26 protein-coding genes are annotated in these 21,588 nt (G+C 42.9%); 14 read left to right on the top strand and 12 right to left on the bottom strand.

Features of this window, described 5'->3' with window-relative positions:
• Window positions 1–100: 100 nt before the first annotated feature.
• From L4C38_RS09520 to L4C38_RS09510, 3 genes are read left to right on the top strand one after another with little or no spacing between them, the layout of a single operon-like run.
• Window positions 101–898 carry a DUF2189 domain-containing protein gene (locus L4C38_RS09520; RefSeq protein WP_428797316.1) on the top strand — a complete coding sequence of 266 codons (798 nt, stop codon included), beginning with the start codon at window positions 101–103 and terminating at the stop codon, window positions 896–898.
• Window positions 891–1,718 carry a glucosaminidase domain-containing protein gene (locus L4C38_RS09515; protein ID WP_428797315.1) on the top strand — a complete coding sequence of 276 codons (828 nt, stop codon included), beginning with the start codon at window positions 891–893 and terminating at the stop codon, window positions 1,716–1,718. The genes L4C38_RS09520 and L4C38_RS09515 overlap by 8 nt, the downstream gene beginning before the upstream one ends.
• A complete protein-coding gene (locus tag L4C38_RS09510; protein ID WP_428797314.1) occupies window positions 1,718–2,377 on the top strand; it encodes a DUF2987 domain-containing protein in 660 nt (219 codons plus the stop codon). Before L4C38_RS09515 ends, L4C38_RS09510 begins: the two co-directional genes overlap by 1 nt.
• A 70-nt stretch (window positions 2,378–2,447) precedes the next feature.
• Here L4C38_RS09510 and ttcA read toward each other — a convergent pair whose 3' ends face one another.
• The 11 genes from ttcA to ccoN form a co-directional block, all read right to left on the bottom strand.
• Complete coding sequence (ttcA, locus tag L4C38_RS09505) at window positions 2,448–3,380, bottom strand: tRNA 2-thiocytidine(32) synthetase TtcA (protein WP_428797313.1); 933 nt, start codon at window positions 3,378–3,380, stop codon at window positions 2,448–2,450.
• A 166-nt stretch (window positions 3,381–3,546) separates the two neighbouring features.
• Window positions 3,547–4,494, bottom strand: a complete 948-nt coding sequence (uspE, locus tag L4C38_RS09500; RefSeq protein ID WP_428797312.1) for a universal stress protein UspE — start codon at window positions 4,492–4,494, stop codon at window positions 3,547–3,549.
• Window positions 4,495–4,644: 150 nt separating this feature from the next.
• The gene (gene fnr, locus L4C38_RS09495) at window positions 4,645–5,394 is read right to left on the bottom strand and encodes a fumarate/nitrate reduction transcriptional regulator Fnr (RefSeq protein ID WP_428797311.1); all 750 of its coding nucleotides are present in this window, start codon (window positions 5,392–5,394) and stop codon (window positions 4,645–4,647) included.
• Window positions 5,395–5,485: 91 nt separating this feature from the next.
• Window positions 5,486–6,157 carry a sulfite exporter TauE/SafE family protein gene (locus L4C38_RS09490; protein WP_428797310.1) on the bottom strand — a complete coding sequence of 224 codons (672 nt, stop codon included), beginning with the start codon at window positions 6,155–6,157 and terminating at the stop codon, window positions 5,486–5,488.
• Window positions 6,154–6,315 carry a cbb3-type cytochrome oxidase assembly protein CcoS gene (gene ccoS / locus L4C38_RS09485; RefSeq protein WP_428797309.1) on the bottom strand — a complete coding sequence of 54 codons (162 nt, stop codon included), beginning with the start codon at window positions 6,313–6,315 and terminating at the stop codon, window positions 6,154–6,156. The genes L4C38_RS09490 and ccoS overlap by 4 nt, the downstream gene beginning before the upstream one ends.
• Before the next feature lie 3 nt (window positions 6,316–6,318).
• The gene (locus L4C38_RS09480; RefSeq protein ID WP_428797308.1) at window positions 6,319–8,691 is read right to left on the bottom strand and encodes a heavy metal translocating P-type ATPase; all 2,373 of its coding nucleotides are present in this window, start codon (window positions 8,689–8,691) and stop codon (window positions 6,319–6,321) included.
• Between the two features lie 7 nt (window positions 8,692–8,698).
• The gene (locus L4C38_RS09475) at window positions 8,699–9,178 is read right to left on the bottom strand and encodes a FixH family protein (RefSeq protein ID WP_428797307.1); all 480 of its coding nucleotides are present in this window, start codon (window positions 9,176–9,178) and stop codon (window positions 8,699–8,701) included.
• An 84-nt stretch (window positions 9,179–9,262) separates the two neighbouring features.
• Window positions 9,263–10,240: a cytochrome-c oxidase, cbb3-type subunit III gene (ccoP, locus tag L4C38_RS09470; protein ID WP_428797306.1), complete on the bottom strand. Its 978-nt coding sequence runs from the start codon at window positions 10,238–10,240 to the stop codon at window positions 9,263–9,265.
• A complete protein-coding gene (locus tag L4C38_RS09465) occupies window positions 10,240–10,413 on the bottom strand; it encodes a cbb3-type cytochrome oxidase subunit 3 (RefSeq protein ID WP_194434998.1) in 174 nt (57 codons plus the stop codon). Before L4C38_RS09465 ends, ccoP begins: the two co-directional genes overlap by 1 nt.
• 10 nt (window positions 10,414–10,423) lie before the next feature.
• Window positions 10,424–11,044 (bottom strand): cytochrome-c oxidase, cbb3-type subunit II, encoded by a 621-nt coding sequence (gene ccoO / locus L4C38_RS09460; RefSeq protein WP_428797305.1) that lies wholly within the window; start codon window positions 11,042–11,044, stop codon window positions 10,424–10,426.
• Between the two features lie 12 nt (window positions 11,045–11,056).
• Window positions 11,057–12,484 carry a cytochrome-c oxidase, cbb3-type subunit I gene (ccoN, locus tag L4C38_RS09455; protein ID WP_428797304.1) on the bottom strand — a complete coding sequence of 476 codons (1,428 nt, stop codon included), beginning with the start codon at window positions 12,482–12,484 and terminating at the stop codon, window positions 11,057–11,059.
• A gap of 259 nt (window positions 12,485–12,743) precedes the next feature.
• Here ccoN and L4C38_RS09450 point away from each other — a divergent pair, with 259 nt between their 5' ends.
• Window positions 12,744–13,094 (top strand): hypothetical protein, encoded by a 351-nt coding sequence (locus L4C38_RS09450; RefSeq protein WP_428797303.1) that lies wholly within the window; start codon window positions 12,744–12,746, stop codon window positions 13,092–13,094.
• 168 nt (window positions 13,095–13,262) lie between these two features.
• Here the strand turns inward: L4C38_RS09450 and L4C38_RS09445 are convergent, their stop codons facing one another.
• On the bottom strand, window positions 13,263–13,631 hold the full coding sequence (locus L4C38_RS09445) for a DUF3693 domain-containing protein (protein WP_428797302.1): 369 nt from the start codon (window positions 13,629–13,631) through the stop codon (window positions 13,263–13,265).
• A 183-nt stretch (window positions 13,632–13,814) separates the two neighbouring features.
• On the opposite strand from L4C38_RS09445, the gene L4C38_RS09440 reads away from it, so the two are divergent.
• From L4C38_RS09440 to L4C38_RS09395, 10 genes are all read left to right on the top strand, one after another.
• Entirely contained in the window at window positions 13,815–14,075 is a 261-nt protein-coding gene (locus tag L4C38_RS09440; RefSeq protein ID WP_428797301.1) for a hypothetical protein, read from the top strand.
• 187 nt (window positions 14,076–14,262) lie between these two features.
• Window positions 14,263–14,463 (top strand): hypothetical protein, encoded by a 201-nt coding sequence (locus L4C38_RS09435; RefSeq protein ID WP_428797300.1) that lies wholly within the window; start codon window positions 14,263–14,265, stop codon window positions 14,461–14,463.
• Window positions 14,453–15,535: a replication initiation factor domain-containing protein gene (locus tag L4C38_RS09430; RefSeq protein ID WP_428797299.1), complete on the top strand. Its 1,083-nt coding sequence runs from the start codon at window positions 14,453–14,455 to the stop codon at window positions 15,533–15,535. Before L4C38_RS09435 ends, L4C38_RS09430 begins: the two co-directional genes overlap by 11 nt.
• Window positions 15,535–15,879 carry a DUF1293 domain-containing protein gene (locus L4C38_RS09425; RefSeq protein ID WP_428797298.1) on the top strand — a complete coding sequence of 115 codons (345 nt, stop codon included), beginning with the start codon at window positions 15,535–15,537 and terminating at the stop codon, window positions 15,877–15,879. Before L4C38_RS09430 ends, L4C38_RS09425 begins: the two co-directional genes overlap by 1 nt.
• Window positions 15,880–16,186: 307 nt before the next feature.
• Window positions 16,187–16,315, top strand: a complete 129-nt coding sequence (locus L4C38_RS09420) for a hypothetical protein (RefSeq protein ID WP_428797297.1) — start codon at window positions 16,187–16,189, stop codon at window positions 16,313–16,315.
• A gap of 126 nt (window positions 16,316–16,441) precedes the next feature.
• Window positions 16,442–17,860 carry a virulence factor TspB C-terminal domain-related protein gene (locus tag L4C38_RS09415; RefSeq protein ID WP_428797296.1) on the top strand — a complete coding sequence of 473 codons (1,419 nt, stop codon included), beginning with the start codon at window positions 16,442–16,444 and terminating at the stop codon, window positions 17,858–17,860.
• Window positions 17,860–18,195, top strand: a complete 336-nt coding sequence (locus L4C38_RS09410) for a DUF2523 domain-containing protein (RefSeq protein ID WP_428797295.1) — start codon at window positions 17,860–17,862, stop codon at window positions 18,193–18,195. Before L4C38_RS09415 ends, L4C38_RS09410 begins: the two co-directional genes overlap by 1 nt.
• 9 nt (window positions 18,196–18,204) lie before the next feature.
• On the top strand, window positions 18,205–19,542 hold the full coding sequence (locus tag L4C38_RS09405) for a zonular occludens toxin domain-containing protein (protein ID WP_428797294.1): 1,338 nt from the start codon (window positions 18,205–18,207) through the stop codon (window positions 19,540–19,542).
• Window positions 19,539–20,723, top strand: coding sequence for a type II secretion system protein GspD (locus tag L4C38_RS09400; RefSeq protein WP_428797293.1), 1,185 nt, complete (start codon window positions 19,539–19,541; stop codon window positions 20,721–20,723). Before L4C38_RS09405 ends, L4C38_RS09400 begins: the two co-directional genes overlap by 4 nt.
• Window positions 20,724–21,442: 719 nt before the next feature.
• A complete protein-coding gene (locus L4C38_RS09395; RefSeq protein WP_428797292.1) occupies window positions 21,443–21,586 on the top strand; it encodes a hypothetical protein in 144 nt (47 codons plus the stop codon).
• Window positions 21,587–21,588 lie beyond the last annotated feature (2 nt).

The raw sequence follows: 21,588 nt of genomic DNA, 5'->3' as shown, positions 1-21,588 counted from the left end.
ATTTTACTTACAGCGTTAAGATTGCCAGTATAGGGTCATTCAAGGTATTTTTAATAGAATAGTGAGATGCAAACATCCATAATTTTAGGTCAAATCAGAAATGAACAATGATATAGAGAAAGACTTTAACTTGGGAGGTAGCGTTGAACGCGCAATCTCCGGTGATTATGAGTTAAAAGCAGGGGACGTGTTTCGAGAAGCGTGGTCACAAACAATCAAAAACTTCGTCTCTTTTTCGCCAGCGATCATCGTTTTGATGCTTGTTCAAGCTGGTGTGTTTTATATCGCACTGAAACTCCAGCTTGGTGACCCATCTGTAATTTTTAACGCGTTTACTGAGCCAGGAGCGTTCACCCAATCAATTGTGCAGGCAATATACATAGCAAACTTAAGCTATGAGGTGATTAGCGCCCCTATTTATGCTGGAATTTGTTTGATGGCGATGAGCCATTCTGCAGGACTTAGCACTAAGCCTCGTCATATTGGAAAAGGGTTGCAATACACTATCCCTGTTATTTTAGCGACGTTACTTAGCCTAATGCTTCAAGGTGTGGCGGGTATGCTGTTACCATTTTTATCGATGTATTTATCACTTGCATTCAGTAATTCAATTTTACTCATTTGTGAGAAAAAAGTACCGCCAATGCAATCTCTACTATTGTCATTGCGCGCAGTGAACAAGAAGATATTCGTACTTTCGGGCATTTACATCATGGTTATGCTGATGTTTATAGCCGGAGCTATGTTCTATGGATTAGGGCTAATTTTCGTTCTACCATTCTTCTTTCATGTTAAAGGCATCATTTACCGAAACATGTTCGGTATTAAGTTGAAAATCGTCGCGTCAGAAAAACCCAATGATGACGATGATCATGACTCTCAGGTCTTCAATGCGTAAATTCGATTTTTCAGTATTAGTAGCGACGCTCGCCGTCGCTGTCTTTGGTTGGTACCGTTTTGAATTCCAACCTAAAAATGAGCATCAAGTCTCAACGGATTCCATTACCTTTATAGGACACGCTGTTGGTGCTGCTCCTGATTTCGCCAGCATCGAAAATGTGACGGCTAAGAAGCAAGAATTTTTTGATTATCTACGTCCGGGCGTAGAGTTAGAAAACCAACGAGTTCAAAAAGAGCGAGCTCGTTTAGAGCGTATTGAACAAAATTTCAAAATGGACGCGCTAGTAGGTGAAGACAACAGCTATGCCAAGCGTTTAGGTAAGCTTTATGATGTAGAGCTAGATCTCCAAGGTGTGACTGAAGCTTGGCTTGATAAAATGCTTCACCGCGTGAACGTTCTGCCTGAAGCGCTTGTTTTGACCCAAGCTGCAAATGAATCAGCTTGGGGAACGTCTCGTTTTGCTAAACAAGCGAATAACTTCTTTGGTCAATGGTGCTATAGCGAAGGCTGTGGCATGGTTCCGTTACAACGTAGCGAAGGTGCAGCACATGAGGTGGCGAAGTTTTCTTCTGTGCAGGAGTCGATACACCGTTACTTTATGAATGTTAATAGGAACAAAGCGTACTTTGAGTTAAGAGAGATCAGATACAACCGCAAAATTGCTGGTGAGAGTTTGATTGACTCTCAAGCCGCGATCGCGTTGAGCAATGGATTACTCAAGTATTCTGAAAGAGGTGCGGCATACGTCAAGGACTTGCAAACCATGATAAGACATAATGACACGTTCTGGACAAACTATAACGAACAAACGAATTAATGAAGAAAGTAACGCTCACACTCTTATCAGCAGCGCTCTTAGGCGCTGTTTCTTTGCCTAGCCACGCTCAAGAATACATGTTCACGTACTCCAAGCTCTATTCGCACATGAAACAAACTATGAACGAAGGGCATGAAGATGTGAAAGTCGGCTTCTTCTTCCTCAATGCTGATACTAAACGACTTTGTAAAATCGAAAAATCTTGGATGGAAAAAGAAGAGCATTACGAAGAAATTGCCATCTCTGACTACCAAGAAGTACTGGTGCCGCTCGATAGTAACTTGAAATCAGCGAATCCCCTTGTTTTTGTCGATACACCACAAGATCAACGCTGTGACTTTTCAATGGTGGTGATGACCAAAGAACCACTAAGTGGAGAAGTAAGCTATCAAGAGATTGAGGTACTGTTGCCACAAATGCAGTCAATTCTTGAAGAGCTTGGCGGTATGTTTGCAAGTTGGTTTACGCCGGATGTAGAAGGCGTAACTTTAGAGTTCGCTAACAATCTTAATTCTGTTGTGACATTCTCTAACGGTAACAAAAAATCGATCGTTGATGGTAAGGTGCAGATTGCTCTGAGCGAAATTGGTGAAGGTGGTACGATTACATTACCGCATGAAACAGCTCGAGTATTACCATACTTACCTAATGCACAATAGTTCGATACTGCAATAACAGAAGGGTCGCATACGCGACCCTTTTAAATTCTTAACGCTTACACATTAACCGTTAGATGTTCGTTACATCGAGCGTCAAACTAGGATCAAACTGTTGAACTACATCTTCGTCAATGAAGTTTTGTTCAGGAATTTCTTCCTTATCGAACCCAATGTCCCCACCATTAATCACGCCAGAATCACGATCAATTGACTTGAAATCGAACAATTCATAGTCTGCAAGGTGGCTTGGAACCACGTTTTGCATCGCACGGAACATGCTTTCGATGCGACCTGGGAAACGCTTATCCCACTCATTCAGCATCTGCTTAATTGATTGACGTTGAAGGTTAGGCTGTGAACCACATAGGTTACATGGGATGATTGGATACTCACGCATTTCAGAATACTTGATAATGTCTTTTTCACGACAGTACGCTAATGGGCGTATGACTACGTGCTCACCATTATCTGAAACTAATTTCGGTGGCATGCCTTTGATTTTTCCACCATGGAACATGTTTAGAAACAATGTTTCTAAAATGTCATCGCGATGGTGACCCAAGGCAATTTTGGTTGCACCAAGCTCTTTGGCGGTACGGTACAAAATACCACGACGTAAACGAGAGCATAAAGAGCAAGTCGTTTTACCTTCAGGGATTTTATCCTGCACGATTGAATAAGTGTCTTCTTCTACAATTTTGTATTCAACACCAATTGAATCAAGGTACTCAGGTAGAATGTGAGCAGGGAAACCTGGTTGCTTTTGATCCAGATTTACCGCAATAAGGGAAAAAGAAACCGGCGCGCTTTTTTGCAGGCTCATCAGTATTTCCAACATGGTAAAGCTGTCTTTGCCACCAGATAAACAAACCATAATGCGGTCACCATCTTCAATCATATTGAAGTCGTGAATAGCTTGGCCAGTATTACGGCGAATACGCTTTTGTAGTTTGTTGAAATTATATTGTTGAGCTTTAGTAAGCTCTTGAGTTTGCTCAGTCATTAGTTTGCAGTCTTATCGTAATCTTTAAACACATTCATACCCAAACAAGGACATAAATTGCCTTAAGGAAAGTATGAAGGCGTATAATACGGATAAATCTAACAGATGCTAGTGCTTTTGTTATGAGGATAAAAAAATCCCCACCGTAAGGCAGGGATTTTATAATTTAGATTGCAGTGGAAGGGTCAAGCGGGCTTATATAACCTTCAGGCTTCAGAGCCAAAATATCACAGTTAATCTTATCAATTACATGTTCGGCGGTATTACCAATGAATACCGCTGATAGACCTGTACGTCCAGTAGTACCGATAATTACCATTGCAGCATTAAGCTTCTGAGCAGATTCGGGAATAATATCTTCCGGTAAACCTTGCTCTACTATTGTCTGCTCTTCATCGTAACCATGCTTTTGGCGCAATGCCTTCATCGCAGTTAGATGATGACCACGTACCGCATCGGTGTAGGTAGTCGGATCAAATTCTGGTAACTCAATCGTGATGTTGGCAGGGGTAACAGGGTACGCATTAACCAGGTACGCTTTAGCTTCCAGCCTTTGAGACAGACTATTTAACTGCTCAACCATTGAGTCATTAAGACTTTGATGAGTTTCGCTTTCAGATCCCACGTGCACCGAAGCTAAAATGCTAGAATTCTCTGGCCAATCTGAATTTTTCACCAACAATACTGGTGACGGACATTTACGAAGTAGATGCCAATCCGTTGGAGTGAAGATAACAGATTCCAAGACATCGTGCTTGCGTGTACCTTTGATAACAATATCGTGATTACCTGCATAAACTTCAGCAATAACGGCCTCGTAAGGGCGGTTATGCCATACCACGACAACATCAAACTCAATTGAATCGTTTAGATAGGGCTCAGCTACTGTTCGCATCCATTGTTCACGTTGATGAATGACACCTTTACGCATCGCATTTCTCTCGTCGACGGAGAGCATGGAGGTCATATCATAGGAAAAGTCATAAATTGATAAGAAAAACGTGACATGGCTACGTGAACGGCTTTTGGCAGCTAATTGCATAGCGCGTGCAAGCGCTGGCTGTTCATCGCTATTTATATTGGCAACGACGAGGATTTTATTATAAATGCTCATAGTTAACTCCTTAGTGAAGAGGAGACTTATACCTAAGTCAACCGGGTCGACATAATCACTTTAGCTTAGTTCTATGATATTTATTAGAAAAACTTACAATAGAGAAGGGTAAAGTATGATGTAGCTCATTAAAGAGCTACATCATTGAACTTATTGAGATTCTGTTGAAACTCCAGCGAGCTGCATAAGCGCATCATGGTCTATAATAGTGATGTACTTACCTTTAACGCTCAGTATTTCTGACTTCTGGAATCGACCCAGCAAGCGGCTAATTGTTTCAACCGTGAGCCCGAGGTAATTACCGATGTCACCACGAGTCATGGTTAAACGAAACTCACGAGGGCTAAAGCCGCGTTGAGAAAAACGTGTTGAAAGGTTGTATAAAAATGCAGCTAAGCGCTCTTCAGCGTTTTTCTTCGAAAGCAACAAAATCATTTCTTGGTCGCCTTTGATTTCATTACTCATAAGACGCATGATTTGTTGACGAAGTTTAGGCATTTTACCTGACAAATCATCCAATATTTCGTACGGAATTTCACAAACCATCGAGGTTTCAAGAGCTTGAGCGAAGCTAGGGTGACGGTCATCAGTTATTGCATCAAAACCGACTAAGTCTCCTGCTAAATGGAAAGCTGTGATTTGTTCATCACCTTGCTCGGTAATCGTATAGCTTTTGATCGTGCCAGATCGAATCGCATACAGTGATTTCAATTCATCGCCAGCTTTAAATAGCTCTTGGCCTTTTTGAATTGGTTTCTTGCGTTCAATGATTTGATCAAGCTGATCCAGCTCAGATTCATTTAGAGTAAATGGAATGCAAAGTTGGCTAATGCTGCAATCTTGACAATGTATAGCACAACCACCGGACTGAATGCGTTTTGCAGGCTTTTCAGAAATCATAACAACCTTTCACTATTTGATATACATCAATATTTTATCACCCCTAAACTATAAAAGGTAGTGAAAAAAGGCGCTTTAAAACAGTAATCTATCAACCTATCATTAGTAAATTTATAGAACCATAGCCAGTAAAAACCCCATAAACCAGTATTGCTAGTGCTGCAATGTTTCGAAAAATAGACGATTGTTGCAATTTGCGCAGGTGCTGTGACCCATATCCAACCGCTACCATGGCAGGTAGCGTTCCGAAGCCGAAACTGGCCATAATGAGAGCACCATTTAGGCTGCTGCCCGACACGACAGCCCACGTCAACATTGAATATACCAAGCCGCAAGGTAGCCAGCCCCAGATGAAACCAAACGGGATCGCTTGAAGCGGATTTTTGAGTGGTAATAGACCTTTCCCGAGTGGCGAAATATATTTCCACAGTTTTTTGCCCAATTTTTCGATAGCCAATAAGCCTTGCCACCACCGACCAATATAACAAGCCAAAAGCACCATGAAGATCGCAGTAATCAGACGAAGCCATGCAAAACTTTGATTTAAATTTGCGACGTCTGCGACAGTTGATACCGCACCACCAATCACTCCACCGACAACAGCATAACTTGTTATGCGACCGAGATTATAATAAAGAGGGATTAATGCCGATGGACGTGTTTGTCCCATTGATAATAGAGACGCGATTCCGCCGCACATACCAACGCAGTGTCCAGCCCCAACTAAACCTATAAAAAATGCAGCGACAAAATCAGCACTCATTTTTTATTTTTATCCTGCTCATCTTCGTCAAACAAAATGTTGTGACCTTGGCGTTCCAAATCTTCAAATTGTTCACTTTTTACAGCCCAGAGGAAAATCGCGACGGCCACACAAACTAAAACAATAGCGATTGGTATAAGGATATAGAGGCTTTCCATAGATTATTGACCTTGTTCTTTAAGCAACCGAAGAGAATTCGACACCACAATAATCGAACTAGCTGACATGCCAACAACTGCAAAGTAGGGCGCAACCAAGCCAGCAACGGCTAATGGCAAAATCAGTAAATTATATCCTAGTGACCACGCTAGATTTTCGGCAATTATTCGACGGGTTTTAAGAGCTAGCTCACGAGCTTTCAATATGCGATCCAAATTATCACCGAGTAACACCATATCAGCAGAAGCTTTCGCTACATCTGTTCCACCGCCCATTGCGATGGAAAGGTGTGCGCCAGCAAGCGTTGGTGCATCATTAATTCCATCGCCTATCATCATTGTAATGTCATTGTCAGTACCTGATTTAAGGTACTCAAGTTTATCTTGAGGCTTTGCTTCGGCAACCACGTCATCAATACCAATCTGATCCGCGACTAGTTGGGCGTTTTGCATCGAGTCACCCGTTAGCAAGGTGACCTTAATACCAGCGGCACGAAACTTAGCGATGAACTCTTTAGACTCTTTACGAATAGGGTCTTGGTAGGCAAAAGTTGCTACATGTACTTCATTGATGGATAAATAAATGGCGTTAGCTGCGCTAGCTTGTCTACCATCTAAAACAAAACCTGCGCTGCCTATTTTTACCGCTTGACCGTTATAGATGCCAGAAATTCCAGATCCAATGACGTTTTCGATATTATCGACAATCACTTGTGAATCATGAAAAGGCCGAAAGGCTCTTGCAAGGGGATGATTGGCATGAGATTCCAATGCAGACGCTAGCTTCAGTGCTTGCGCCTTGTCGATGTCACCATGCAAAGTAACATTACTGATCTCGATATCACCATGCGTCAACGTACCTGTTTTATCAACAATAAGGTGGTTCACTTTACACAGTGTTTCGAATACGTGGCTTTTACGCAGCAAAATACCAAAATTGCCCATCCTTGACGTAGCACAAGTCAACGCGGTTGGGGTCGCCAAAGAAAGTGCACAAGGGCAGGTCGCTACCAGTACCGCAAGCATAATCCAAAATGCATCTTCAGGTTTATTTTGTTGCCAATAGAACCAAGTGGCTGCAGCGATTAGTAATAGAGCAGCCACGAAATAGCGCGCTACTACATCAGCTATTTCGGCTATCTTAGGCTTAGATAGCTGCGCTTCGTCTTGCAGACGAACAATATTAGAAATCATCGAATCCGCTTTTGATGAACGAACTTCGAGTACAAACGATTCTTCTCCATTCAGTGTACCGGCAAAGACAGTGTCGCCTACCAGCTTTACTACGGGGACAGACTCACCAGTAAGCATTGATTCATCAATATGAACTCGTCCTTCAACGATAATGCCATCTGCTGGGATATGTTCACCGGGAAGAACTCGAACTTGATTGCTCACCTTCAAAGATTTTACGGGGATTTGTTCACCTTCAAGCGTGGTTGCCATTGCAGGAATAAGCTTGAGTAGGTTACCACTGGCTGCTGCGGCTTTACGTCGAGCTCGCATTTCCAAAAAGCGCCCAACCAAAAGGAAGAAGGCAAACATAGAGATGGATTCAAAAAACACTTCGCCTTGCTCTGTTACCGTCGCGAGCACACTTGCAATATAGGCGAATATCATGGCGAGCGAAACAGGGACATCCATACCGAGAGTGAAACTGCGTAAACTCCGCCAAGCGTTGATATAGAAAGGCAAAGCAGAGTAAACCATGACGGGAGTGGCGAAAATCAAACTGACCCAACGGAAGTAATTTCTGAACTCTACATCGAGATCACCAAAAACCTCTAGGTATAATGCAACGGCTAGCATCATGACCTGCATGGTAGCTAAACCTGCAATTCCTAATCGATATAGGTATTGCTTCATCGCTCTGTGATAAGCAGCTTCTTGTTGATCGGCTTCAAATGGTGCGGCTTTGTAGCCAAGACGATGGATAATTGCTAACAAGTCACTGAGTTTGGTCTTGGTATTATTCCAGGATAATAGTGCGCGATTAGTCGTTGTATTTACGCGGATCCGAACAACACCTGTAGTGTGGGAAAGCTGTTTTTCTATTAACCAAGCACAGGCGGCACAGGAAATCCCATCAAGCGACAGTGTCACTTCTGAAACGTCATCACTATTGCGAACAAATTCATTTTGCACTTCTTCATTATCGTAATGAATAAGCGCTTGAAGCTGTGCTGGGACAAGGTCTGCCTTTTCAGCAGGAGCCGTGCGGTATTGATAGTAAGAAACAAGACCGCTTTCAACGATAGTCTGCGCAACGGTTTCACAACCTGGGCAGCACATTTGTCTTAGGTCGCCAAGTATTTCAACTTTAAAGTCCGTGTTGACTGGTACATCTTCACCACAGTGATAACACGCTTTGCACATAATACTTTTAGTCCATTAATACAGTAGCTAACTCAGAAGGGAAGTTTACACGACCTTGGATCAACCAAGACTTATCATGAGGAGTCAATTTAATAAACCACGGTCCTTGTAATGATTCATCTAAGCTCAAGCGATAGTTGCCCGCAGCATCAGATGTAACCAGTTGCTCGAAATCTTGGTCGGCGAGAGTACGATGGGCAAACATCGCTGAAATAGCAGGATAGTGCTGCATTTCTCCCTTATTGAACTGAATGACGATATCATTGCCAACAGAGATTACATTGGCCTTAAGCTTGAGATCTTGTGCTGCTTTTTCTTTCGAAATATCAATATTAATCCCTTTACCTTTTTTATAATAATCCTCGGTGACTAAGGATGGGGAGTTCTCAATAGAAATAGACAAGGTTATGAATGCCGCCACTACAACCGTTAGTGGAAGAGCGATTAGAAACCACGGCCAAAACTGCTTATACCAAGGCTTTACCATAAAAAAGTTCTCAAATGAAAATGGAAGTAGGAATAATTTAGCGGAATGACAGCCCCTAAGGAAGGGGCTGTTTTAGAAATGTTACTAATTATCAGAGTTACTTAAGCTCCAAACATATGCAGATACAAGTTGCACTTTGTCTTCGCCTAAAATGTCTTTCCATGCAGGCATCACACCAGAACGACCGTTAAGAACTGTTTCAGTTACAGCCGCACGGCTGCCACCAAATAACCAGCTTTGATCCGTCAAATCCGGAGCACCGACAGCAGGGTTACCTTTGCCATCCGTACCGTGACATGCTGCACAAACAACAAATCGAGCTTTACCAGCCGCTGCTTCTTGGCTATTTACAGAGCGTCCAGAAAGGCTAAGTGTATAGGTAACCACTTCTTTGACACCTTGTTCACCAAGAGCCGCTTTCCATCCAGGCATTTGCCCAATACGACCTTGCATAATAGTAGTAACAATAGCCTGCGGCTCACCACCGTATAACCATGCATTGTCTGCTAGGTTAGGGAAGCCTGTTTGACCACGAGCATCAGAACCGTGACACTGTGAACAGTTCTGCAAGAACAAACGCTGTCCAACTTTCACCGCTTCAGGATCTTGCGCTATGTCAGGAATAGATTTTAACTCATCCGTGCCATCAACATAGGCTAGACGACGGAATGCTTCACCAAAATAGGTATCTGCATCATCGAGCTCTTTTGCGTATTGATCCAATTGTTTGTTTTGCTGCGCGCCTTCAATGGCTTGTTTTGACTCAGCAATAGTTTGAACCGTTTGGTTCGAACTTTGCCAACCCAATAAGCCTTTAAAGTTACCTAAGCCTGGGTAGAGCGCTAGGTAAATTGCCGCAAAGATGAACGTACTTACAAAAAGGTAAGTCCACCATTTTGGTAGTGGGTTGTTCAACTCACGAATACCATCGTACTCGTGACCCATGTCAGCACCGTCTTCTACGCCCATTTTGTCACGTAGGCACCAGTAAAGAAGTGCTGCACAGCCAAGCAAAGTGCCGACCGTGATAATGATTATCCAAAGACTCCAAAACGTCGTCATTACTTGGTCACTCCTTGATCTTTCGTGGGCGTTTGCTCTTCGTCAGCGAAAACAAGGTTAGCAGCTTCATCAAAGCGAGCTTTACGGCTCTTACCGTAAGCCCACCAAACTACACCTAAAAAACTCACAAAAAGTACTATGGTCCAAATACTGTGAATAGTACCTATATCCATAATTTGCTCCTTACTTCATTGCATGGCCAAGTGATTGTAGATAAGCAATGATGGCATCCATCTCTGTCTTATTTTCTACATCTTTAGCCGCGTTAGCAATTTGGTCATCTGTGTAAGGAACGCCAAACTGATCACGGAACAGTTTGAGTTTCTTCTGTGTGCCATTGCCATCAAGAATATTTTCTTCAAGCCATGGGAAACCAGGCATGTTTGACTCAGGTACCAACTCACGAGGATCAATCAAGTGTACGCGGTGCCATTCATCAGAATAACGACCTCCAACTCGAGCAAGATCAGGACCAGTACGCTTAGAACCCCATAAGAATGGGTGTTCCCAAACGCTCTCACCAGCCACAGAGTAGTGACCGTAACGTTCTGTTTCAGAACGGAATGGACGAATCATTTGGCTATGACATACGTTACAACCTTCACGGATATAAACGTCTCGACCTTCCATTTCTAACGCCGTATACGGACGTAAGTTTTCTACTGGCTCTGTAGTCTGCTTTTGGAAAATTAGAGGAGTAATCTCAACTAATGCACCCAAACTAATAGCAAAAACAATACAAATCGCGAGTAAACCGACATTACGTTCGACAATTTCGTGGCGATTGTTAGAATTTGAACTCATTCTTAAATCTCCTTATGCCGGTTGCTCAATAGCTTTTAGGCTATATTTCGGTGCAGTGATTGTCTTGTACGTGTTGTACGCCATTAGGAACATACCGGCTAGGAAAATGAAACCACCAATGAAACGTACCGTATAGAACGGGTAAGACGCCTGAACTGATTCAACGAAGCTGTAAGTCAACGTACCGTCAGAGTTAACCGCACGCCACATCAGACCTTGCATTACACCAGAGATCCACATCGCAACGATGTACAATACAGTACCGATAGTTGCTAGCCAGAAGTGTGCGTTGATCATACTAACAGAGTACATACGGTCTTGAGCAAATAGGCGAGGGACTAGGTGATAGACCGAACCGATAGAAACCATTGCAACCCAACCTAATGCACCAGAGTGAACGTGACCGATAGTCCAATCCGTGTAGTGCGAAAGCGCGTTAACCGTCTTAATCGACATCATTGGACCTTCAAAAGTCGACATGCCGTAGAAAGATAGGGATACGATTAGGAAACGCAAGATAGGGTCATAACGAAGCTTATGCCATGCACCAGATAACGTCATGATACCGTTGATCATACCACCCCAAGATGGTGCGAATAGTACTAATGACATCACCATACCGAGTGACTGTGTCCAGTCAGGCAGAGCAGTGTAATGTAGGTGGTGAGGACCAGCCCAAATATATAGAGAGACTAGCGCCCAGAAGTGGACTATAGATAGACGGTAAGAATAAACAGGGCGCTCGGCTTGTTTAGGTACGAAGTAGTACATCATACCTAGGAAACCAGCAGTCAAAAGGAAACCTACCGCGTTATGCCCATACCACCACTGAACCATGGCATCGACGGCACCGGAATAAATCGAATAAGATTTACCCATACTTACAGGGATCGCCATACTGTTTACAATATGAAGAACGGCGACTGTGATGATAAACGCACCGAAAAACCAGTTTGCCACGTAAATATGGGAGGTATTCCGCTTAATCAATGTCCCAAAGAACACAACAGCGTAAGAAACCCATACCACAGCAATAGCGATATCAATAGGCCATTCCAATTCTGCGTATTCTTTACCAGAGGTTAAACCCAAAGGCAAAGTAATGGCTGCGGCTAAAATAATCGCTTGCCATCCCCAGAATGTAAATGAAACGAGGGGGCCACCAAATAAACGCGTTTGACAAGTACGCTGCACAACATAATAGGATGTTGCGAACAGAGCACTGGTACCAAACGCAAAAATAACCGCATTAGTATGCAGGGGACGTAATCGACTATACGTCAGCCACGGTGTATCAAAGTTTAACTGTGGCCATACTAATTGAGCGGCGATCAAAACACCAACTGCCATCCCGACAATACCCCAGAGGATTGTCACCAAAGTAAATTGACGGACGACTGTATAGTTGTAGTTTTGTTCAAGCTGCTTTTCTTGGCTCATATATGCATGCTTCCAATTCTAATTACTACACTTTACTTCCAACACGACTCATGTCGTAATGCCACCCAAAACTCCTTTGAAATACTTGACCTAATATTGCGGTTAAATAATCTTGGCGATTTTTAATAAAAGTGGCATTTTCAGTGTCAAATAATACGTCATTTAACATTTCAATGACAGGGAGGTAACCTTACTCTTGGTCTGGATTTGGTTTTTTATTTAAAAACTTTGAAGTTTGTTGCACGGAGAACACTGTATTATGGCAGCACAAAAGCTCACAAAAGGACGTTTTGTTCAAATAATCATCATGTTAACACTGCTGATAGTGGCGTTTTTCTGGAGAACTATGACTTACAATGAGGTGCGTAGAGTTAACTGCGTTGGTCAAACAGAATGTAACTTTGACGTTAATGGTAGCCAGTTCACAGCAATAATTATCGGGCAAATGTTATCGATTAGAACGACTCAAATGCATTGGACCATTCAAGATATCGATGCAATCCAAAAAGATGTGAAATATTGGCAAATACCAATGGAGGAACACCATTCGCTGGTATTGCAAAATAAGCAAACGGATCAAACATATACCGTAGAGTTACTTTTTAAATAAAGTGAACGTTCTTTTTCAATTTGATTGTTACGATCCTTAATAATCAAATTAATATCGTAAGATAGTAAATATGATTATTAAGGATTTTATGGTAAATACGATTATGTTCAATGGCTGATGGGGAAACAAAGAAGAGCAGTTATGATCTCGTGTCTCTCAGCACCCAATTTAACATAATATACATAATGCGCACTGAGCTAGGGCTTCTTTTGGGGTGTACATTAGCAATGCCAATGCGCCGCTAGCCATTGATATGCTTGATAATCCTAGCCCGTTAAACTTTTTTGCAATCGCTGCCCAAGCTTGCTGAGCTTCGTAAGATTTAGCTTTATCAAGCGCTAAACCAATCAATGCCTTTTCTTTATCTTCCCCGACAGCTTCAGCCAATTTAAGTATCTGATTTTCATTAAGATAAGTCCGTCCTTTTCTTACCTCAGTTATCATTTGTGGGCTTACACCTAAATCGTGAGCGATTTGTTTGTATTGAACATAGTTCATTTGCTCTTTATAGGCGTCAATGAGCTTGTTTGTGTACATTTTCTTTAAACCTCGCTTTCTATATCTGAACTCATAATAGCCTCAAAACACAAAATTTGCTGTATTGACAGTACATAATTCTCTGTACTTAAATGACTACAGAAATTCTTGTATTAGACCATCTTGCTAGTAGACCTTGACTCTCTGGCTTGGTGGTCGCCCAACCAATTCAAGGTGGTTACCATGTCAATGGCAGACGGTTTTACTCAAGCACAAGCTATCATCATCCAAACATCGTCTGGTCGTCGCTATTTTTCGAGGTTTGGAAAAGCAAAGTCTATTCAGACAGCGTGGTCATTAGCTGGCGCTAAGTTATTTTTAGTTGATCGTACTCTTTTTGAAACTCTTATCGACCATCCAGAACCAATCAATGAAGTTATCGCTCAGCTTGATGCTAAGAAAAAGTCTTACGAAATCGTTACTGTTTCAGTTGAGGTTGATTGACTATGACTACCAAATTAAAACTGGGAAAAATGGCAACTCAATCTAGTCAGTTTCATGTTGGAACTGGTAAACGCCTTTGTCCGTTATGCCGTAACGTTTTCACCAAGTCTCATGCTTGTGATGAATGCTCTCACAATTCCTACGCTTTCTCTGCTACTTCAACAGAAAAAAATCGAGGTCATCACTAATGGATACCATCTATTTTGATAACGAACCTCGCGTGGGCATCAACGTGTATTTCCCTTGGGGTCATCAATTCTTTAATTCACCGACACATTTCCATTCTTATATGGCGATTCATTACGGACACGACTTGTATCAACTTGTCGAAATCACCGATGAAAACTATCAAGAGCTTTTGCTTAAGGGGGTTTTCCATGCCATCTAAGCAAATATTCCACGATGAAATTCGTCCGGTCAAAATTGACCACTTAGCTTTTACATTCAATTACGGAGACTTACGTCATTTAGAGAAGTCGAATGACCAAGAATTTATCAATCTCCAAATGCCCGAGTTTCGCAATTCCACCGCATTAACACCAGAAGCAATTGAACGTGCCATAACGTCTTATCAAAACAAAGTACGTAAAGTTTTATCTGAACGTTTAGATCTGTTTATGGAAAAAGTATTCAAGTTTCGCTTATCACCAATGCGCGGTCGTGGTCTTCATGGCTACAACGATTCGATGATTATTTGGGATATGACTGGCACAACTGAATGCGGTCTTATCGGTATTGGTGGTAACAACGACACGGTCTTTGTGCAAATTAATGGTACGGGTTGTACCAAATTGTTTGAACACATCACCGCTATTGAACTGCATCGTTGGCTCTCGGTTTATCTAGGTATCACTCGCCTCGCCCGTTTGGATTTAGCCGTTGATGACTTTACTGGCAACTTTGATTGCAAGTACGCAGAGATGTGTTTTTACGAAGGCGCGTTTCGTACTGCTGAACGTGGTCGTGGTCCGACAATGGTTGCGCATAAACGTGTCTCGGAATTTGGGGAAATATCAGAAGAAGCCACCATCGTTGGTTCACGTTCTTCAACCGTGTACTGGCGTGTTTATAACAAGAAATTAGAGCGCAAGATCACCGACTCAGAAGTGGTTTGGTATCGTAACGAAGTCGAACTTAAGAAAGTCGACATTGATTACCTCGCCTCGCCTGCTTCTTCATTCTCTGGTTTGTGTGACTTTGCCGCAAGTATCGAAGCTGCACCACCAATCAAATTTTCAAAACAGAAAAAGGCTCAAGGTCTTGAGTTTTTTGCTCGCATCGCATGGGTTCGTCGCCAGTGTGGTGTTGCTCTCGCGGAAATCGTAGCCATGACTGAGGGCGACCTCGGTGAATCATTTGGCATGCTTATTCCGCACAAACATCGTCGGGCTGACTTTGCCGGAATTGGCGTACCCGATTCATATCAAACCCTTATGCAAACAATTATGGAGTCAAGGTAATGGCTATTATCACAGGTATTGTCGTAAAGCGTTTCCCGAAATCGGGTCAAGAAATGGCTGAAATTAGTGTTCTTCGACCCGTTGAGACGGTCAAAGTTGAAAAGTTTGAACAATACGGATTGGGGTTAAACACTGAAATCCCTTTCAATAAACAACCGCTTAAAGTCAGCATCAATTACGCCAAACAACTAATTGAAACTCGTGCGTTCGTCCCGAACACCGAATACGAATTGAAGTTCGGCTCAAACCCAGATGATCCATTGGAAGTATTGGTCACTGAAATTGTGCCTCAAGATGACCAAGTCAAAAAGCACTTTACCAACTCGCTGTCGGCTAAGGCTTAGTCATGGAAGCACTGCAACCCTTATATATCATCATGCCTATCGTGAAATGGTCGGTGTTGGGCTTGCTGTGTCTTAGTGGATTTATCTATTGGCATTCTACGAGGTAAATCATGTACGTCTTAGTTTGTAGTGAGCCACTAGTAAATAATTCCTGTAATACAGGATTTGAAACGGTGTTGCTCAATGAGTTAACACCACAATACATGACGCTAACGCAATTTCAGGAAATCATTCCCTACACATTAGTGTTTTGGGCTACCTGCTTTGTCTGGCGTGAACTTAGAAAACTGAAATAAGGAAATCAATTATGGATATGACCGCAGTATTGGAAGTTGTCGCAGCAGGTGTTGTTGCAGCCGCTGCTCTTGGTGGCGCATACCTTGCGTTCTCAGGTGGCATCTCTGTGTACAACCGTTTGAAAACAGCCGCGAAGTAATTCGTCGCGTCTAATATGGGGGCATTGCGCCCCTGTATTTTCTAGGTATCGGTATGCAAATCACTTTCGAATCTTACACCATCGTCACCATGCTGATTGGCTTTTGGTTACTGCATAGGTAACGCCATGAAATTACTTATTCGTCTTTTACTTTGTCTTACACCGTTTGTTTCCGCGTTTGTCTGCGCCTCAGGTAGTTGGGTTTGGGTAGATGGCGTTGCATTATATGAGCGGAATAATTTAGGTCCCATATGGGGGAACGATTGTCTAGGTTTTGCCATGTCATACAGACCAGGCGCTGACCATTATGAAGTTAATTGGTGCAAATTTGAATATGGCTATAAGTTGACTGGTAGCGTGACTCTTTATAATTACCAAGGGACTTGTCCTGATGGCAAAGAAATCCCTACCTACCCAAACACTGAATGCACAGTCCCGCCACCAACCTGTCCCAACCAAGGTACTTTCTACAAAAGCCTGTTTGGTCCTTATGCGTTTGTCGGTAAAAAGTCTTGTTTCCCCAATAACTGTGGCATGACCTTTCAACAAAATAGCGATCCTATGGCGGTTACTTGGATGGAGGATGGTGTAGAGAGAACCAAGTTTGATCTCTTTTATACTGGTGAAGCATGTAGTTATAACGCTGAAGAAAAAGGTGTTGTCGATATTGACCATCCGTTCGAAATTTCCCCAGACTCTCCCCCTACAGGTGAAGCCCCTCCGGAAGATTACTTACCCACACATGAGGCGGATTCACCTGAATATAACAACGGTTCATCCGGTGGTGGTTCTGGTGGTGGTACTTCTCCTAATCCCGTCCCCAATCCTGACCCAACCGCCAAAGAACAAGATCCAGAATTGAGCAAAGGTGATAACGCCATTGTCGGTGAAATCAGTATTTCAAATCAGCACTTAGAGAACATTACTCACGAACTGGAGCGAAATCGAGATTCACAAACGGATGGTGTAGGCAAAATGACGACTTACCAAAAACACATGCTTGGTGAACTTAAAAAACTCAACACCAAAACTTTCAGTGGTGGTAGCGTTATCATTGGTGATGGTAACGGTTCAGGGTCAGGTGAATGTAATCCTGAAACCGAAGATTGCTCTACTCCAGTCGCTAACTACAATTGCGATACATCTGCGCCCAATACATTTGAATGCGAAGGCGATTTAATCTTATGTATGCAAGCCAAAATCCAATACGAAAATCATTGTGTCACGGACCATATAACTGATCTCGAATCTGCACTTAAAACCCAATTTGATGCAATTGATAACGAAGCCGCCATCGTTCAGGAAGAAGTTGTCGACTTATCCAAAATCGACACTCGATACTTAGATAACGGTATCAAAGTTGAAGGTACATGCCCTGCGCCTATTGATGCCAGTTACACCAACCCTATGACCGGAAATGCCGAGGTTTTCTCTGTCGATTACGGACCATTTTGTACGTTTATTGGATGGCTTGCACCTCTGGTTGTTGCCCTTGGTTGGCTAAGTGGACTTTACGTAATTGGAAGACATCAAGGAGTCATGTAATGCCCTACTTTATTACCTTTCTAGCCGCCATCGTTGTACCAATGATACCGACGATTGTTCGTGGACTTGTTTCTTATACAGCTGTATCTGTGGGCTTTAGTCTGGTTGCTTATACAGGGATAAGTTTTGCTCTGGATAAATTTGTCGATTTTATCCAAGCCAATTTAAATGGCTTACCGTCCGACCTTGCCTCGATTGTCGCTATCAGTGGATTCCCCGAAGCAGTCAACGCCTTTCTAACCTGTCTCGTTTTTTCTTTTACATTATCAGGACTGTTTAAAACCACAGGGTATCGACCATCATGGCGTCGACCATCTAATCCAAGCAACCTATAGGGCTTTGTCATGCTACATGGTTTCTCTGGCGGCATGGGGACTGGAAAAACCCTGAATGCTGTTAAGTTCATTATTGAAAACGACAATTTCGCGGGGCGTCCCGTTTACTATCATGGTATTCGCTGTGTATTGTTTGACTATGAGGTGTGTGACAGTTTTCAAGGCTTTCTTTATGGCGAATATTGGCTAGAAAACTTAAACAACAAAGCCCTTCAAAAGAAACTTGAACAAATTGATGATGAAGGACGTTTGGCAGAACTGGACGACTTCCCTTACCTTGCTGCTAAATACGCCCAACACGAACCAATGGCATTATGGCTTAAGTGGTTTAAGAAACTCGCTTCCCCCAAGCGCCTTGAAGTATACAGCGAAGCACTTACCATACTGGGTAAAGACGAATCCGACCTCACCTATGATGACATTAAAGAGATGAACCTCTCATGGATGCAGTTCGGCAACCATTTGAAAATTCATGAACTGCCCGCGGGTTCCGTTATCCTAGCTGATGAGGTGCAAAACCTTTTTCCCATTCGCCCATCAGCTGCCAAAGTACCGCCCCATATTGAGTTCGTCGCAACACACCGCCACAGTGGTCAAGACCTTGTTTATATTTCCCAAGATTTCAAAGACGTTGATCAATTCATCCGTCGACGTATCCAAAGCTATACCCATATTGAGTTTTTCGGTCGTGACTTCATCAACCGTTATCAACACAACAAGCTATTCAATCCAGAATCAAAATCTGATCTTAAAAAAGTAGGCAGTGAAACGGTAAAACGCGACAGCAAATATCATGGGGTTTATCTCAGTTCAATTAAGCATACCCACAACGTCAAATTTAATCCGCTGCTTAAAAAACTGTTGTTCAAATTGCTATTGGCCGTCGGTGTCATTGCACTGTGCATTTACTTGATCCTCTTTCATACCATGATAGGTAAATCCTTTATTGACCAAGACCCGAAAGCCAACGATGAACCTGCAACACAAAACGCTGCCCCAACGCAATCAAACCGCTATACCAAGACAGAGCAAATACATGTGGCCGGCTCCGATGTTGATTATCTAAGCAACTTTATACCGCGCTCAGAGTTTTTGCCTTTCAGTTCACCAATCTATGACAGCTTAACGGCGCAAGCCCTCGATTACCCAGAACTCACTTGTGTTGCCACCGCTAAATCCTGCAAATGTTTTACTCAGCAAAATACCGTCTACGCCGTTGAAAACCAATCGTGTCAAACCATAGCTCGATACGGTTTTTTCGACCCTTTCCACTCTCCAGAACGCGAACGTTCACAGTCAAGGAGTGGCAATAACAGCGAACTTAATCAAGGAGGATTACACCGATGAGAATATTAATACTCACCCTACTCGCATCATTTTCAGCGTTTGGAGAATACAACGCCAACTTAAGTGGCAAGACGCTAGACGAGTTCTTTATCGTCTCGTCTGAAATATTCCAAAAAACGATCATTGTAGATCCAGAAATTAATGACTCCGTTAAGGTTTACCAAGTCGGTTACGCTGATAACTATCGAGATGTTTGGTTTAGTGTGATGCGCGCGCATAACCTTGTGTATGTAGAAAGCGACAACGTGATACGAGTTCAGCCACGCAACAAACTTAAAGCCGGAAACAACATTGTGACTCGTACTTATAGCCTTTCACACCTCACTGCCAACGAACTACTCGAACCATTGCAGCAATCACTTAAGGTGCAATCTTCTTTACTCGATGTGCCGGACGTCACCGCAGTATCGAGCATCATTGCTGGCTCTGCATTAATGGTCACAGCACCTCAATCCATGCAGCAAAATGTTAAACAGTTACTCAGTACCATTGACCAACCACAGCAACAAATTAAGGTTCGCGCCGCTATTGTTGAAACAATGGATGGAAGCTTGCGTGATTTGACTGTTGATATGAAAGCCGGAGCCGGAGCACTTCAAGCCGCCTTTCAAGGTTCGGTTGCGGGGTTTATGCCACTCACACCAAACGCCAGTATTCGCTCGAATGATTTCAGTGCTTTCGTGCGCTTTATTGAGTCAAACGATACAACCGAACTACTCAGCCAACCAGAACTCACCATTATGCATGGAAAAGAAGGACTCATATCAGTTGGCCAGGAGCTGCCGTTCATCACAGGCAGCTATACAACCGAAGGCGATTCAAGTGACAAACCCTTCCAAACCATTGAACGTAAGGACGTGGGACTTTCGTTATATGTGAAGCCCTTCATCGGTCGAAACGGGATGATACAACTCAAGATACGACAAGAACTTAGCCGTGTAGATAAATCTATTGAGGCGAGTGACATTGTCACGTCAAAGCGACAAGTCGACACCACCCTGATTGTTCAATCTGGGCAAACAATTGCATTAGGCGGTATGACCGCGAAAGATAGCCAGAAGGTAAACATCAAAGTGCCTATCTTGGGAGATATTCCTTTGCTCGGCTTTTTGTTTCGCTCTGAGTCAGAAAAGACCACCAAACGCACATTGAGCGTTGTGCTCTTTATCGAGCACGTCTAAGCCCCGCAGGGACAGAATCAACCACACTCACCACACAGATGCGGGTAACGCTACTGCATACACAAATACACTATCAACGAGTGTAGAGTTTAGTACACCCTCACCGCGTGCTTTGTGCCACTCACTGATAGCAGTCAAAGCGTTTCAAGCACAAGCCACCTTCCTGCCAGAATCAACGACCAATACACGAACAGAGCATAGAAAAGATAATGAGAACGAAATGGTTGAAGCATATTGCTCAGTATGTGCGCTTATGCCGGAGGGCTCGCACGGCGGAGCGCAGATGGTGGGCAGAGGCTCGACCCCCGTTCTGTATTACGGGGGTAAATTCCTAACGAATTGAATAGCAAACACACAAAGATTAAAAAAAAGTAGTTATTTATACGCAATCAATAACTATGAGCATTGACTAATATATCAATCATAGATAAATTGAGGATGTATTTATGTGCTGGGATAAAATCGCCATCAATTGAGTGCTTCGGTACTCGCGGAAAGTAATACTTTCTACTTTTTACCCCCCATGCCCCGTCGCATTGCACAGCTCTGTACAGCAGGCACCAGTAATAGCATGACATGGACATGATGGGAATTCGCAACTTTGGGCGACCAAAGTTGCGTGGAACGGGAACTTGTGTTGGTTAATCCCTTCCTTATAGGGCGAACTCAAGGTTTGTAAGAAACTTAAGTTTCTGATCTTGGGGTATAAGGAAAAGACGATGAAGATCGATAGTGTAAATACTGACCAACAAGCGCAAGAAAAACAAACTCTAAAAACGAGATTGTATAAATGGTTTTGGCGAATCGTAAGATTAGGCAATTTAATTTGTTCAGTTGTTGAATTTTTAGAAGGCGGTGAGTAATG

Source organism: Vibrio kasasachensis (assembly GCF_050337565.1).
In the GTDB taxonomy this organism is placed as follows: domain Bacteria; phylum Pseudomonadota; class Gammaproteobacteria; order Enterobacterales; family Vibrionaceae; genus Vibrio; species Vibrio kasasachensis.
The sequence above is the reverse complement of the archived record's forward strand: the minus strand, read 5'-3'. Positions and strand labels throughout refer to the sequence as shown.